At 46.7% G+C, this 16,138-nt stretch carries 8 protein-coding genes; all 8 read left to right on the top strand.

The genetic code is table 11. The features are described from left to right. Positions 1 to 19 precede the first annotated feature (19 nt). The 8 genes from P3L47_RS08400 to P3L47_RS08365 all read left to right on the top strand — a co-directional run bounded on the left by P3L47_RS08400 (position 20) and on the right by P3L47_RS08365 (position 15,866). On the top strand, positions 20 to 2,035 hold the full coding sequence (locus P3L47_RS08400; RefSeq protein WP_277783313.1) for a hypothetical protein: 2,016 nt from the start codon (positions 20 to 22) through the stop codon (positions 2,033 to 2,035). 47 nt (positions 2,036 to 2,082) lie between these two features. Next, positions 2,083 to 2,928, top strand: coding sequence for a signal peptidase I (gene lepB / locus P3L47_RS08395; RefSeq protein ID WP_277783312.1), 846 nt, complete (start codon positions 2,083 to 2,085; stop codon positions 2,926 to 2,928). A gap of 14 nt (positions 2,929 to 2,942) precedes the next feature. Next, positions 2,943 to 4,790, top strand: coding sequence for an O-antigen ligase family protein (locus P3L47_RS08390; RefSeq protein ID WP_277783311.1), 1,848 nt, complete (start codon positions 2,943 to 2,945; stop codon positions 4,788 to 4,790). 85 nt (positions 4,791 to 4,875) lie between these two features. Further along, on the top strand, positions 4,876 to 5,949 hold the full coding sequence (locus tag P3L47_RS08385) for an efflux RND transporter periplasmic adaptor subunit (RefSeq protein ID WP_277783310.1): 1,074 nt from the start codon (positions 4,876 to 4,878) through the stop codon (positions 5,947 to 5,949). 27 nt (positions 5,950 to 5,976) lie between these two features. Next, positions 5,977 to 9,132, top strand: a complete 3,156-nt coding sequence (locus P3L47_RS08380) for an efflux RND transporter permease subunit (RefSeq protein ID WP_277783309.1) — start codon at positions 5,977 to 5,979, stop codon at positions 9,130 to 9,132. Positions 9,133 to 9,153: 21 nt separating this feature from the next. Then, positions 9,154 to 10,632, top strand: coding sequence for a TolC family protein (locus tag P3L47_RS08375; RefSeq protein ID WP_277783308.1), 1,479 nt, complete (start codon positions 9,154 to 9,156; stop codon positions 10,630 to 10,632). Positions 10,633 to 10,644: 12 nt separating this feature from the next. Further along, positions 10,645 to 13,878: an efflux RND transporter permease subunit gene (locus P3L47_RS08370; protein WP_277783307.1), complete on the top strand. Its 3,234-nt coding sequence runs from the start codon at positions 10,645 to 10,647 to the stop codon at positions 13,876 to 13,878. 167 nt (positions 13,879 to 14,045) lie between these two features. Further along, a complete protein-coding gene (locus tag P3L47_RS08365) occupies positions 14,046 to 15,866 on the top strand; it encodes an O-antigen ligase family protein (protein ID WP_277783306.1) in 1,821 nt (606 codons plus the stop codon). Positions 15,867 to 16,138 lie beyond the last annotated feature (272 nt).

Below are 16,138 nucleotides of genomic sequence, written 5' to 3'. Positions count from 1 at the left end.
GAAATTTTACACTTCTCTTATGAGACAATTATTGCTCTTAAATACAATACTTTTTCTACTTTTTTTCCCAGTAGCTTGCTCCTCTCCAGACGACACACGCCTGGAACAGGCCTTGCTACTTGCCAAAGAAAACCAAAAAGAACTAGAGAAAGTATTGACACACTATCAAAATGATTCATTAAAACTGGCAGCCGCCCGATTTCTGATTATGAATATGCCGGGACATATAGGATACAACCCTGAGATTATCCCAATCCTACAGCCGATATACGACAAACATATAGCCATATCCGAGAAATATGACTGGAAGCGGCCGGATGGATGGAGAAGTGAGATCAAAAATTTATGGAATGAAGAAAGTGTGAAAATCAACCTAAATAAATATCCAGACAAGCCAGATATACAAACTATCAAGGCAGACTGGCTGATCAAAGAAATTGATTTGGCTTTCAAGGCATGGAAAGAGAATGCTTATTCTAAAGATGCTCCGTTTGAGGTGTTCTGCAAGCATATATTGCCCTATCGCTTCAGCGACAAGTTTTGTCAGGACAATAACCGTGAAATTTTTTACAATCGCCATCATGGGATATTCAGTCATGCAGAAAAAGATTTCAGGGTGATTACGGATTCCCTGCATTTTACATATGATTCAATCATGAACAGCGTAGGTTATGCCGCCTCCATGCCTATATGCAACATAGCCAGCTATGAACGGATCAAAAGGGCAACTTGCGACATACAGACACAATTCAACGCACACATGATGTCCGCACTCGGAATGCCCGTCACGATTGATTTTGTTCCCATGTGGGGAAACCGGACCGAAGGACACAGCTGGAACACCTTGATTGTCGACGGGAAGACATATCCTTTCGAACCGTTTTGCGACAAGGATAGATGGAAATATGATATATTGTACAACAATCATTCGTTCGACCTGAATGCAGGAAAATTCAGACTGCCGAAAGTATTTCGGAAATCATTCGAATACCATTTGAACGGACCAATAGCTGACAAAAATGAAAGGAGGAACAATATTCCGAATTTGTTTAAAAACCTTTGGATGAAGGATGTCTCTTCTCAATATTTCCAAACGACAGATGTCACGATTGATATTACGGAAAAGATTCCCGAAAATACTGGTTATTGCTATTTATGCGTCTATAACGCACAGAATATGACATGGAACCCTGTACAGTGGGGAAAAATAAACAGGAAAAAGGTTACATTCAAAGGAATGGGACGCGACATTGCCTACTTACCGGCTTTCTTTCAGGACGGAACCGTCATGCCCGCTGCGCCGGTATTTATTCTTGACGAGGAAGGTAATTGCAAACAATTGAAGCACAATCCGCACGAAAAAGAAACAATCATAGTCAACACGACAACTCCTATAAGCACGCATTTTATCCCGATGCTCGCCGGAGCTCATTGGACAGGATGCAACAATGGCGGCAGTGAAGAGCGGAGGGATACTTTATATACTCTGACCGATTCAATAGATACCAGCTATAACTATATAGAGCTTCAAACATCTAAAAAATATCGACAGATCCATTTGACTTTGCCACAAAAATATATCGCATTAAACGAAATTACCTTTTATAAAAAACAAGACGGCAAGTTAAAACCGGTTACTGATGTCAAAGTTACTGCAAACATAAGCAATGATTCAATCAAAGAGCTTTATAGGATTACAGACGGATTATCAGGAACAGGCTTTCTGGGATCTTTCAACAGTAAAAATTCAAAAGATTGGGATATATTGTTCGATTTAGGAAAAGAAACGGATATTCATTCCATATCAATCGTTCCAAAGTCCGGAATACAAGTGAATAATAATCAAGATTTCACTTTATATTACTGGGACAATGACTGGATTCAGGATAAAACGGTGAAAGGCAATCAGGAAAGTCTTATTTTTGAAAACATTCCCTCTGATGCTCTATATTTGATAAAGTCGTCTAAAATGGAAAGTTCTTATTATGCAGAAAGAATATTCACTTATAAAAACGGGAGGGTATATTGGTGGTAATTAAAAAATTACATAAGAAAGAGGTCAAACAGGCTTTACAAAACGGGATGAACAGAACGGTCAACATAGTCTTCTGGCTATGTATGGCAGCCGCTTTGTGGTTCGTCACGCAGGTATTCCTTTGGGCTTCTTTCAAAATTCCTACCGACTCGATGGAACCGGAGTTAACCACCGGCGACAATCTACTGGTATGGAAGCCGACCATCGGACCACGCCTGTTCGACCTGTCTGCCACCATGCAGTTGGAACAGACGGAAATTTACCGGCTGCCCGGCTTCAAAAAGATCCAGCGGAACGATATCCTGGTATTCAACTTCCCGCATCCAAACACGTGGGACAAGATTGAAATGCACATCCTAAAATATTACATCAAACGATGCGTCGGGCTACCGGGCGATACGCTTTCCATACGGAACGGTTTTTTCCATGTAAACGGGGTCAGCACACCGTTAGGGAACAGGGAGGCGCAAGAACGGATTGCTGAAACGGAGAAGTTTCAAGACGGCATATTCCATAGTTTCCCCTACGATAGTATTATCGGATGGAACATCAAAGAGTTCGGACCGCTGCATATTCCAGCCAAAGGGGATTCGATCCGGATGAACCGGACAAACTTTGTTTTATATAAAAAGTTGATTGAATGGGAACAACAGGGGACTCTAGAATACAAGGATTCTACATCTTTTCTCAATGAAAAGCCTATCGATGGCTATCGTTTCCTGAAAAACTACTATTTCATGGCAGGTGACAACGGCATGAACTCGCAGGATTCGCGTTATTGGGGAATGCTGCCGGAAGAATATATTGTAGGGAAACCCTGGTTTATCTGGAAATCGGTCGATCCGTATACCGGTAAATTCCGGTGGGAACGGTTTTTGAAAGTGATACATTGATAATAAATAAAATAATGTATAAAAAGTATATAAGTTACTCATTGTTAGTCACCAGCGGCATTTTTCTGCTGTGCACCGTGTTTGCCACAGACAACAGCCTGGCAAACGGATTGGTCACAGGGAAAGTCCATTGGTTCCATCTTGCCATGTTGTTCCTGGCGGTATGCAGCCTGGTGGCAGCCGTGCTGACAAGACCGGCAAAGCGGTTTGCTTTTTCGGTGACAGACGGAATGGTTTTGGCTTTGGCTGCTATCGTTGCACTTACTTATAACTGGGGGCTCGATCCGGAACCGGAGAAAATGTTGTTCGGCGGACAACTGGTCCTATTGTGGTTCCTGCTGCGGTTCCTGTTTGCCGGATGGTCGCAACTACGATTGGTTTTCCTGACAGGGATCGTTGTTACCGGACTGGTAGAAGCGGTTTCGGGCATGCGACAGTTACACGGTTTGGAAGGATCTAACCATTCCCTGTTCAGGCTGACCGGCGATTTCTATAATCCGGGACCCTATTCGGGGTATCTGGCTATGGTCTTACCTGTATGCCTGTGGATAATCCTGCAGTTTGCCGACTGTAAAAAAGAGGGAGGACGGCCAATAAAGAGTTGCCTGTACTATCTGGCATGGATCACTTTATTGGCAATCGTCGTTGTGCTACCCGCCGGGATGAGCCGGGCTGCGTGGATAGCGGCTGTCGTTTCGTGTGTCTGGGTATACTGGATACAACGGATCGGATGGGAAAAGGCCAAACAATATATAAACAAACACCGTACCTTATCTATATTATCTTCCGTTTTGATACTGATTTCCATAGCCGGTGCATTGGCGGGCGTTTACCTGCTGAAAAAGGATTCCGCCAATGGCCGGCTACTTTTATGGAAAGTGACGGGACAGGCTATCATGGAACAGCCCTGGACAGGAACCGGACTGGGTGGATTTCCAGCGGCTTATGCAGAAGCACAGGCTGCGTATTTTAGCTCGGGGAACGCTTCGGAAACTGAGAGGATGGTGGCGGGATGCCCGGAATATGGGTTTAATGAATTCTTACAAATTGGTTTGGAACAAGGGTTCGTGGGTTTAATGGTTTTTGTATTGTTGTTAGGTTATTCCTTGTTCCGGGGGGTGAAAAACAAGCAGGCCGGGGCGGCAGGAGGGATATTGGCGCTGATGGTGTTCAGCCTGGCGTCTTATCCGTTGCAGTTGCCGGAGTTTTGGGTGGTGTTGGTGGTCTTGATGGGGGTTATCGAGAGTTCCTCTGTTGCCATTGACACACCCCCTACCCTCTCTCCGGCGGGGAGGAAGATACTTTCAGTCACCGTAATCGGGGGGATGGCGATATGTTGCGGATGGCTTTTTGGGCAGCAGAAAAGCTATTACCAGGGGTATAAGAAATGGAATACATTGAAGGTGTTATATAATAGCAAAGCTTATGAAGCGGCGGCGGACGGGTATGAAGAATTGGTACCGCTGATGGGACATAAGCCGGAATTATTGTTCGAGGCGGCACAATGTCTGAGTAAGACGGGACAGTTTGCTGATGCGAACCGGTTGCTGGAACGGGCAATGTTATTGAGCGGTGACCCGATGATACATTATATGGCTGCGAAAAATGAGCAATCGCAGGGAAATTATCAGAAAGCGGAGAATTTATTGCTGCATGCGATAGAAATTCTGCCGGAACGGATCTATCCGTATTATTTGTTGACAAAGCTTTATGCGGAAGAAGCTTTCTTTCAGGAAGATAAGTTTATCAAAGCGGCTGATGCAGTACTGAAAAAAGAGCCGAAAGTGGAAAGCACTGCCATCCGCGAAATGAGAACGGAAGTTAAAAACATGCTCAAAAACATACGTAACAATCGTAATTAATTTATTTATACACCAGTTACGAGACAATCGTAATAATTAATTTGTATATTTGGAAATTGAAAATCGAATCATAGCTTATATGAATATGAAATACTACAATATGTTGGCAATACTTTTCCTTTTCGGAATGATTGCCTGTTCCGGTGAAAAAAAAGACGAAAGCGCAGGAGAAGAATCCGTCGAAACGGTTTTACCGGACGAAACCAACGAGGTTACGGTGATGACACTGAAGGCTAGTGACTTCAACCACGAGCTGATCAGCAACGGCAAATTGTCGGCACGCCGTCATGTAGACCTGCGATTCGAATCGGCTGAACCGATCGCTGCGATCCATGTAAAGAACGGCGACCGGGTCACCAAAGGGCAGAAGCTTGCGGAATTATCTACTTTCCGACTGAAGAACAAAACAGCTACGGCTAAAGATGCTTTGGAACGCGCCAAACTGGAACTGCAGGATGTGTTGATCGGACAGGGATATGCACTGGCTGATTCAGCCAAGGTTCCCCCTGCTACCATGCAGCTCGTCCGGGTAAAGAGCGGTTACGATCAGGCACTGATCCAATACCGGCTAGCCGAATATGAAGAGCGGAACGCCGTGCTGACGGCTCCTTTCGACGGTATCGTAGCCAACCTGTTTGCCAAACAATATAATACGGCTTCCACTTCCGATATTTTCTGCACGATCATCGATCCGGGCAGTCTGGAAGCGGCATTCACCGTTCTGGAAAATGAACTGCCGCTGATAAAGAACGGCGACCGGGTGGAGGTAACTCCTTTTGCCCTGAACGATACCAAAGCGGAAGGACGTATCACCGAAATTAATCCGCTGGTGGATGAAAACGGCATGGTGCAGGTGAAAGCAGCCGTGACAGACAGAGGCAAGCTGTTTGAAGGCATGAACGTACGTGTCAGCATTCACCGTTCACTGGGTAAACAGCTGGTCGTTCCGAAAGAAGCAGTGGTATTGCGTTCAGGAAAGCAGGTGGTTTTCGTGTTGGACAGTACAAAGACAAAGGCATACTGGACTTATGTGCATACCAGCCTGGAAAACGCAGACAGCTATACGATTGCAGATGGTTTGAAAGAGGATGATATCGTTATTACCAGCGGTAATATCAATCTGGCACATGAGGCTCCGGTAACGATTATTGAGAATTGAGAATTGAGAATTGAAAATTGAAAATTCATGGTTAAATTCTTATTACAACGTCCTATCGCGGTATTGATGGCTTTCACGGCCTGTTTTATCGTGGGGTTGGTGACTTACTTTACCATCCCGGTATCGTTGTTGCCGGATATTGCGATACCGGAAATCACCATACAGGTATCGGGACAAAATACATCGGCCCGCGAACTGGAGAACACGGTTGTCAAACCGATCCGGCAGCAGCTGATGCAGGTAGCTGCCTTGCGCGATATACACAGCGAAACACGCGACGGAGCGGGTATCATCCGCCTGAGCTTCGACTTCGGGACAAATACAGACCTGGCATTTATTGAAGTGAACGAGAAGATCGACGCTGCTATGAACTATCTGCCACGCGAAATAGAGCGCCCGCGGGTGATCAAGGCAAGTGCCACCGATATTCCTGTCTTCTGCCTGAACCTAACTTTAAAAACAGTTGACAGTGGACAGAGGACAGTTGACAGTTCGAAAACAGATCCTCACCTGTCAACTGTCAACCGTCAACTGTCAACTGAAAGCGAAGCTGCTTTCCTCGATCTTTGCCAGTTTGCCGAAACGGTGATTAAACGGCGTATCGAACAGCTGCCGGAAGTGGCGATGGTGGATATTACGGGTATGCTGAAACGACAGCTGCAGATCGTACCGGATATCAAGATGCTCGAAATGGCGGGAATCACGCTGAACGACCTGGAGACGGCACTCAACTCGAACAATATCGAACCCGGAAGCATGACCGTGCGGGACGGGTATTATGAATACAACATCAAATTCTCGACTTTGCTGCGTACCCCCGAAGATGTGGAGAACATCTATATCCGCAAAAACGACCGTATCTTCCAGTTGAAGGAACTGGCTAAAGTGGCGGTAGTGCCGGAAAAGGAAACGGGTGCCTCCCTCTCAAACGGGAAACGGGCGGTTACACTGGCCGTTATCAAGCAGGCGGACGAGAATATGGATAATATGAAAGAAGCGCTGCAGGAAGTAACGGACTATTTTGCAACGGTTTATCCGGATATCGATTTCAGTATCAGCCGCAACCAGACGGAGTTGCTGGATTATACCATTTCCAACCTGAAACAGAACCTGTCGCTCGGTTTCATTTTTATCTGTATCGTGGCGATCCTCTTCCTGGGAGATATCAAAAGCCCGGCAGTGATCGGCCTGAGTATGATAGTCAGCCTGATCATCAGTTTCCTGTTCTTCTATATGTTCAAGATGTCGCTGAATATCATTTCCCTTTCCGGACTGATCCTGGCACTGGGTATGATGATCGACAGTTCGATCATTGTGACGGAGAATATCATGCAATACAGGTCGAAAGGATATACGCTGGAAGAAGCTTGTTCCAAAGGGACTTCCGAAGTGATCACGCCGATGCTGAGTTCCACCCTGACGACAATCGCCGTATTTGTGCCGCTGGTATTTATGAGCGGTATCGCCGGGGCGATCTTCTATGACCAGGCGTTTGCTGTTACGGTGGGGCTGATGGTTTCTTATTTTACGGGTATCATGCTGCTGCCGGTACTTTACAAGTTAGTATATAGTATCCCCGATATCAAACATACAGGATTCAACCTGCGGATCAATAATCTGATCAAGGAACATACGCTGGATCGATTTTATGATGCGGGAGTGGATTGGGTATTCCGTCATAAAAAATCGAACATTGTATTTGTCATGATCACTCTCCCGCTATGCGTACTGCTATTTTACGAAGTACCCAAAAGCAGGATGCCGGAGATCGACCAGAATGAGTTGATCGCCCATATCGAATGGAACGAAAATATACATATCGACGAGAACCGGGCACGAGTGGACAAACTGTTCGGACAGGTCACCGATGATGTGCAGGAATATACTTCATACGTCGGACAGCAACAGTTCCTGCTGAACCGTGACAGGGAACTGTCGGCATCGGAAGCCGAATTGTATTTCAAGACGGAAAATACGTCCGCCATAGCTCCTTTGCAGGAAAAGATTACTCAATGGCTGGATAAGAACTATCCGGAAGCGGTATTTTCTTTTTCACCGCCGATAACGGTGTTCGAGAAGCTGTTTGTGACAGGCGAAGCCGATATCGTTGCCGAATTTTATGCACGCAACAAGGCGGAGGCTCCGGAAGCACAGTCCCTGCACAAACTGGAGTCGCAGATGAAGGCTTCTACCGGTATTGCTCCGGTCGGGGTGGCTTTCGACAATCAGTTGAACCTGTCCATCGACAGGCAAAAATTATTGCTTTATAATGTGGACTACAACGAGGTCTACCGTTTACTGAAAACGGCTTTCAAAGAAAACGAGGTAGCGACCCTCCGCTCCTATCAGCAATACCTGCCGATCGCTCTTGCCGGTGACGGGAAGACGGTGAACGACGTTCTGCAACAGACACTGGTACGGACGCTGGAGGATAAAAACGGAAAGAGCCAGTATATCCCGCTGCAATCGCTGGTACGGGTAACACAGGGGGAAGACCTGAAGACAATCACTGCCGGAAAGAACGGTGAATATATCCCGTTCAGTTTCTATGAAGTGAAAAAAGCAGAGCCGTTGATGGAGGAAGTGAAAAAGATGGGCGGACAGAAATGGGAGATAGACTTCTCCGGCAGTTTCTTCTCCAACAAGCAGATGTTGAGCGAGTTGGTGGTGATCCTGCTGATCTCTATCCTGTTGATGTATTTTATCCTGGCAGCACAGTTCGAGAGTTTCCTGCAACCGTTGATCGTACTGATCGAAATTCCGATCGACGTAGCGGCTTCTTTGCTGGTACTCTGGATTTGCGGACATACGATGAACCTGATGAGTGCCATCGGTATCGTTGTGACCTGCGGTATCATTATCAACGACTCCATCCTGAAGCTGGATGCGATCAATGAGTTACGCAAGGAGGGCGTACCGCTGATGGAAGCAATCCATGAAGCCGGCCGCCGCCGTCTGCGCCCCATCATCATGACCTCGCTGACGACCATATTCGGTATGGTGCCGTTGTTGTTCTCGTTCGACATGGGTAGCGAACTGCAAAAGCCTCTTTCCATCGCCATGATCTCCGCCATGCTGATCGGTACAGCCGTCAGCCTGTTCATCATCCCGTTGGTTTACTGGTTCATTTACCGCAAGCACGACCTGAACGCAGTGCTCCCCGAAAAACAAACAGAAGTTTAACGAATTATATATAATGCCGTTATGAAGATATATAAGTTATTATTGTTGTTTCTATTACTCAACTCCGGAAGCTTGTTCGCCCAGCCTCTCACGCTGTCGCTGGAACGGACGATTTCGCTGGCGGCGGACAGTTCGCTGGAGGCATTCAGGACAAAGAATATGTTTCTGGCAGGATATTGGCAATACAGGACATTCAAAGCCGGGAGATTGCCTAGCCTGACACTGAACCTGACACCGGCACAGTATTATCGGGATATTACACGACGATATGATTCCGAGAAGGATGTCGATGTTTACAGAAAACAACAGTCTTATTATGCGGAGGGCGGCCTCTCCATCAAACAAAATTTTGACTTGTTGGGAGGTACTTTCTATCTGGATTCGGATTTGGGATATATGCGTAATTTCGGAGATAATGCCTATAACCAATTCACGACTGTGCCGATCCGGATTGGTTACAACCAAAGCCTGTTGGGATATAACCCTTTCCGATGGGAGCGAAAAATCGAGCCGCTAAAATATGAGAAGGCGAAAAAAGAATTACTGTACAATATTGAAAATATCAGCGAGCAAGCTACCAGCTACTTTTTTGCCCTGGCCATGGCACAGGCGGAATATGATCTGGCCAAAGAAAATGTAGCGTCAACCGATACCTTATACCGGACAGGACAGGAGCGTCATAAGATTGCGTCGATCAACAAAGCAGAACTGCTGACATTGAAACTGGATGCCGTCAACGCACGTAACACATTACAAAACGCGGAGATATCTCTGAAAAGAGCGATGTTCAGCCTCGCTTCTTTCCTCAACTTCGACAAGAACACGGAAATACGGCTGAATCTGCCGGGGCGCCCGAAAGATATGCAGATTTCTGTTGACGAAGCTTTGACACTTGCCCGGGAAAACAACCCGAAATTTCTCGACACCAAACAGCAGGTGCTTGAAGCCGAACAACAAGTAGACAAGACAAAAAAAGAGGCCATGTTCAATGCCTCTATCAATGCCAGCATAGGATTCAACCAGGTTGCGACTAAACTGAGTAACGCATACCGCGACCCGCTGCAACAAGACATGGTCTCCGTCTCTGTATCTATCCCTCTCGTCGACTGGGGTGTACGAAAAGGGAAACATAATATCGCCAGGAACAACCTCAACGTAACGCAGATATCCGCCCGCCAGGAAGAACTGACGGTAGAGGAAGATGTGATCATGACAGTCGGCGATTTCAATATCCAGCAAAACCTGATCACCAGTGCGGAAGAAGCGCTGGACCTGGCCCTCATGGCTTATGCCGAGACCAAGCAGCGGTTTATGATCGGAAAGGCGGATATCAGCAGCCTGACCTTATCGCTGAACCGCCAGCAGGAAGCGCAGCGCAACTATATCTCCGCCCTGCAGAATTACTGGCTGAGTTATTTCAAAATACGGAAACTGACGTTACATGATTTCGAAACAGGCATATCGCTTGCCCGGGAATTTGATTTCACACACGGACTATAAGCAACAGATTCAATGAGTGCATCTCCTAAGATATCATCCTTTACGATCATCGTCACCTTTCTTTGCGTGGCGCTGACAGGGCTGGCTTTCATTCCCCTCCTGCCGATCAAGCTGTCTCCCTCACGCACATTGCCCCGGCTGACTATCAGCTACAGCATGCCCGGTAACTCGGCACGCGTGATCGAGATGGAAGTGACCTCGCGGCTGGAATCGATGCTGGCACGCATCAAAGGGATCAAGGAGATCAACTCCACCTCTGCCAACGGCTCGGGATATATAACACTGGAGCTGGACAAACATACGAATATCGATGCAGCCCGTTTCGAAGCATCCACGATCGTCCGCCAGACCTGGCCCAGCCTGCCCGACGGATTAAGCTATCCGATACTGGAGATGAGCCGTCCGGATGATAAAGAATCGGGACCATTCATGACCTATACGCTGAATGCGGCGGCAACTCCGATCTTTATCCAGCGGTTTGCCGAGGATCAGATCAAGCCGCGGCTTGCCGGTATCCCGGGTATCTACCGGATCGACGTGCGTGGAGCGACACCTATGGAGTGGCGGCTGGAATACGATAGCCGGCAACTCGTCTCGCTCGGTATCACCACCAGGGACATTCAGACGGCCATCAACCAATACTATCAGAAGGAGTTCCTGGGGACGGGAAACATGAATATGAATGAGCAGGAAGAATGGATACGCCTTGCCCTGATACCGGAGGATGTGCAGAATGGCTTCAACGCTTCCCGTATCACCGTGACCGGAAAAGAAGGAAAACTGATCCGCCTGGACCAGTTGCTGAAAGTGACCCGACAGGAAGAAGCTCCTCAAAGTTATTACCGCATCAACGGGCTGAACTCCATCTATCTGTCTATCCGGGCGGAAGAGACCGCGAACCAGCTGGAACTTGCCAAGCAGGTGAAACAGGAGATGGAGCATATCCGCCAGTTATTACCGCAAGGATATGAGATACACACCAGTTATGATGCGACGGAGTTTATCCGGGAGGAGCTGAACAAGATATATATACGTACCGGACTTACCATCCTGATCCTGTTGCTGTTTGTTTTACTGATCACCCGGAATGTACGTTATCTGTTTCTGATCGTTGTCAGCCTGAGTGTGAATCTGTGTATCGCCGTTATCTTCTTCTATCTCGCCGGACTGGAGATGCAGCTTTATTCGCTGGCGGGTGTCACGATCTCGCTGAGCCTGGTGATCGACAATACGATCGTGATGACCGACCATATACGTAACCGCCACAACCGGAAAGCGTTCCTTTCCATCCTGACCGCCACATTAACGACTATCGGAGCACTGGTCATCATCTTCTTCCTCGATGAAAAGATACGTTTGAACCTGCAGGATTTCGCTGCCGTAGTGATCATCAATCTGGCGGTATCACTGGCCATCGCCTTGTTCTTTGTGCCGGCCCTGATCGAGAAACTAGGGTTGGGAAAGAAGAAAAGTGCAAAGCCAAAAGCCGCTTTGCCGGCTGAAGCCCGGACAATTCGCTTTGCCCGATTCCGGAAATGGGGCAACAGAGCGATCAGACGGTTCCCGGTTTATTTCAACCGGTACTATAAGGCACAGATCAGTTTCCTCTGCCGATGGAAAAAGACGGCATGCGTCGTGTTGGTGCTGGCTTTCGGACTGCCGGTCTTCCTGTTGCCGGAAAAGATCGAGATGGATGATAAAGAGAAAGTATATACAGCCACAGACTCTTTACTCGTAGAAAAATATAACAAGTTCGTTTCCGGTGATACTTATAAAGAAAAAGTAAAACCGGTCATCGACAAGGCATTAGGAGGGACATTGCGCCTGTTTGTACAAAAAGTGTACAATGGCAGCTATTTTACCCGAAACGACGAGACGGTCCTTTCAGTCACCGCCTCCATGCCGAACGGGACAACATTGGAGCAGATGAATCAACTAATGGGACGCATGGAAGCCTATCTGAGCACTTTTAAGGATATCCGTCAGTTCCAGACAAGTATATACAGTGCGCGCCAGGCCGGTATACGCATCTATTTCACCAAAGCGGCGGAACGAAGCGGCTTCCCCTATACGCTGAAAAGCAAGATCATCAGTAAAGCGTTGGAACTGGGAGGCGGCAGCTGGGGAGTATACGGCCTTCAGGACCAGGGATTCAGTAATGACGTAAGGGAAGGTGCCGGTTCATTCCGTATTGAAATGTACGGATACAACTATGACGAATTGTACGAATGGGCGGAACGTCTGAAAGGACGGCTCCTCACCTACCGGCGCATCAAGGAAGTACTTATCAATTCCGAATTTTCGTGGTGGAAAGACGATTATCAGGAGTTTTACTTCAATCTGAACAAAGCACGGATGGCACAGGAAAACATCCTGCCGATCGAATTGTTCGCTTCTATCAATCCGGTATTCGGAAAAGATATCTACAGTGGTACGATCGTTGTCGACAATGAAACGGAGAAATTGAAACTCAGTTCGCGGCAAGCCACAGACTATGATGTCTGGAGCATGCAGTATGTACCCCAAACCGTTAAAGGCAAACCTTATAAACTGTCAGAACTGGCTACCGTCGAGAAAGGCCAGATGCCTCAGAAAGTAGCCAAAGTGAACCAACAATACCGCCTGTGTCTCCAATATGAATATATCGGAGCGTCCAACCAGGGGAACAAAATCCGGGACCGTGAACTGAAAGAGTTCAATGCCCAGCTCCCCATGGGATATACAGCCAAAGCGGACAGTTACTACTGGAGCTGGAACACGAAAGACAATAAACAATACCTGTTGTTACTACTGATTATCGTGATCATTTTCTTTACCACCAGTATCCTGTTCAACTCGTTGAAACAGCCATTGGCGGTTATCTTCGTGATCCCGATCTCCTATATCGGCGTGTTCCTGACATTCTACTGGTTCAAACTCAATTTCGACCAGGGAGGCTTTGCCTCGTTCGTCCTGTTATGCGGTATCACGGTCAATGCCAGTATCTACATCTTAAACGAATTCAACCAGTTGCGCGAAGCCAAACCTAAAATGCCGGCATGGAGAATTTACCTGAAAGCATGGAATGCAAAAATAACACCCATTTTCCTTACTGTAATTTCCACTATACTGGGATTCATCCCGTTTATGCTAGGTCCCGATAAAGAAGCGTTCTGGTTTCCACTGGCAGCCGGCACTATCGGAGGGCTGACTATGTCCATCCTGGGTATCTTCATATACCTGCCAATCTTCACCTTAAAGAAATGACCATCTTGTAAAGAATTAACCGTCAATAACTGTTTTTCTTTCCTAATTTTGTGATAATCCTGGACGATTTGTTAATTATCCAAACCCTTCTTATCTCTTAAATGTTTTATGCAGGAGCTGAAAAGTCCACGATGAAGAGTCCGATATCACCCTAAAATAAATTAAAGATGAAAGTTTTATTTAAGTATCTACGACTATTATCCCTCTCTACGAGTGGGGCGTTACTATTATGCATCGTGTTTGCTGCCAATCCGGAAATTGCAGAAGGAACCATTACCGGAAAGATTTTTTGGTTTCATTTCTCTATTTTATTACTAGCATTCAGTGTCCTGTTTATGGAAACCACCGTAAAAAAAAGTAATTTTACTTTTTCATTACCCGACGGCCTTTTATTGCTTTTTATCGGACTAACTTTGTTCAATTATGACCGCGAACTGAATCCTCAACCGGAAAGACTCCTCTTTGCCGGACAATTGGGCACTTTATGGTTCATGCTGCGTGCCATTCTGCAGAACCATTCCGAACTCAGGCTTTTTTTTATGTCTATACTTATATGTACGGGCATATTTGAAGCCATGTGGGGAATGGGGCATTTATACGGGTCGGACTCCACAGCCCACCCGCTTCTCAAGGCGGACGGACTTATTTTCAATCCGACACCTTTCTCCGGATATCTGGCGATCATCCTTCCTGTCTGCCTCAACCTGGCGTTGCGATTCCGTGACTGCGACAAGATAGCCTGGTGGGAATTTAGAACCATGGTGTTCTATCTGGCAGTCTTTGCCATAGGAGTTATTCTGATCGCACTCCCCGGAGGTGCCAGCCGACCGGCATGGCTGGCTGCCGGAGCTTCCTGTTGCTGGGTTTTCTTCCTTCGGAAATCCGGATGGGCCTTATTGAAAAAGAGAGTGATCAGACACAACAAGACCGTAATTCTCGGAGGTGTCATCCTGTTTCTGGTTATTTCTTTCCTCCCTACACTGGGCGGTATCTTCCATCCGGACCAATCCGCCAACCGGATGCTGATGTGGAACGTAACGACCAAGGCCATTCTGAACCAACCTCTTACAGGTACGGGGCTGGGAGGCTTTCCTGCATTATTCGCTCAGACACAAGCCGAATATTTCACATCGGGAAAAGCATCCGAAACAGAACTGACGGTTGCCGGTTGCCCTAAATTCGCCTATAATGACTATTTACAACTGGGACTTGAACTGGGAGTGATCGGGTTACTCCTTTTCGCTCTTTGGATAGGCTTCTGCCTGTATTACGGATTAAAGAACAAACAGGTAGGCTCTACCGGAGGAATGCTGGCGCTGCTGCTCTTCTCCATGTATTCGTATCCGCTGCAACTACCGTCATTCTGGGTATTGCTCATTTTCTTTTCAGCCATGTGTGTCACGCGCCCTGAACAGGCAGAAAAGTCTTCACCCAAAAACTGCCCGCATATCGGGACGCTTGCTGCATTAGTTGCCTGCATCCTGTTCTTCGGACAGCGGGGCTATTACGAACCATACAAAGAATGGAAAATAGTACGGGCACTGGGACAAAAAGATGAGCAAAAGATAGCGGCACAAGGATACCTATGCCTGTACCCCCGTCTCTCCCATCAGGTTGCCTTCCTGCAGGAAGGATCCAGGTGCTTTATGCGATGCGGACAATATTCCGACGCTATCGTCTGGAGCCGCCGGGCGATCCGGCTAAGTGCCGATCCTGAATTTTATTATATCCTGGCAGAAAGCCACCAGCAACTCGGACTTTACAAACAGGCGGAGAAATATCTGTTGAAATGCCTGCATATCTTACCGGAACAAATCGAAACATATTATCGGCTGACCAAACTGTATGCAGAAACAGACTACTACCATCCGGAGAAATTACGGCTGGCAGCTCATTCCGTACTGACAAAGAAACCGGCAGTGAACAGTGATACAATCAAGCGAATGAAAGAAGAGGCCTATCAGCTTCTTCAAATGCAGTCATTTTAAAGCCATGATTCCTTCATTTTTATTGCACAATTAAATTATATCCCCTATCTTTGCCGAAATTTTGCAAGGAAGAGTTTCATGACGAATAAGATACATAAGTGTAATCCGATGTTTATTTCCGGTTTAACGCCGGACATTGAAGCTCATTTCTTTAATTTACGGGATTATCATTTGGTAATATAAGATGCGTTGGTTATTTTTACTAACGCATTTTTTTTGTGTCCCGCAGCGGCGATCAGTTAAGGTATAACATTCTATAAAATCAATTAATA

The sequence above is a fragment of the Parabacteroides chongii genome, from assembly GCF_029581355.1.
Lineage (GTDB): Bacteria > Bacteroidota > Bacteroidia > Bacteroidales > Tannerellaceae > Parabacteroides > Parabacteroides chongii.
Note: the sequence above shows the minus strand (reverse complement) of the source record. Positions and strands in the feature narration are given on the sequence as shown.

Coding starts and splice junctions, on each gene's coding strand:
- P3L47_RS08400 (WP_277783313.1), top strand. CDS start 20: ATGAGACAATTATTGCTCTTAAATACAATACTTTTTCTACTTTTTTTC.
- lepB (WP_277783312.1), top strand. CDS start 2,083: ATGAACAGAACGGTCAACATAGTCTTCTGGCTATGTATGGCAGCCGCT.
- P3L47_RS08390 (WP_277783311.1), top strand. CDS start 2,943: ATGTATAAAAAGTATATAAGTTACTCATTGTTAGTCACCAGCGGCATT.
- P3L47_RS08385 (WP_277783310.1), top strand. CDS start 4,876: ATGAAATACTACAATATGTTGGCAATACTTTTCCTTTTCGGAATGATT.
- P3L47_RS08380 (WP_277783309.1), top strand. CDS start 5,977: ATGGTTAAATTCTTATTACAACGTCCTATCGCGGTATTGATGGCTTTC.
- P3L47_RS08375 (WP_277783308.1), top strand. CDS start 9,154: ATGAAGATATATAAGTTATTATTGTTGTTTCTATTACTCAACTCCGGA.
- P3L47_RS08370 (WP_277783307.1), top strand. CDS start 10,645: ATGAGTGCATCTCCTAAGATATCATCCTTTACGATCATCGTCACCTTT.
- P3L47_RS08365 (WP_277783306.1), top strand. CDS start 14,046: ATGAAAGTTTTATTTAAGTATCTACGACTATTATCCCTCTCTACGAGT.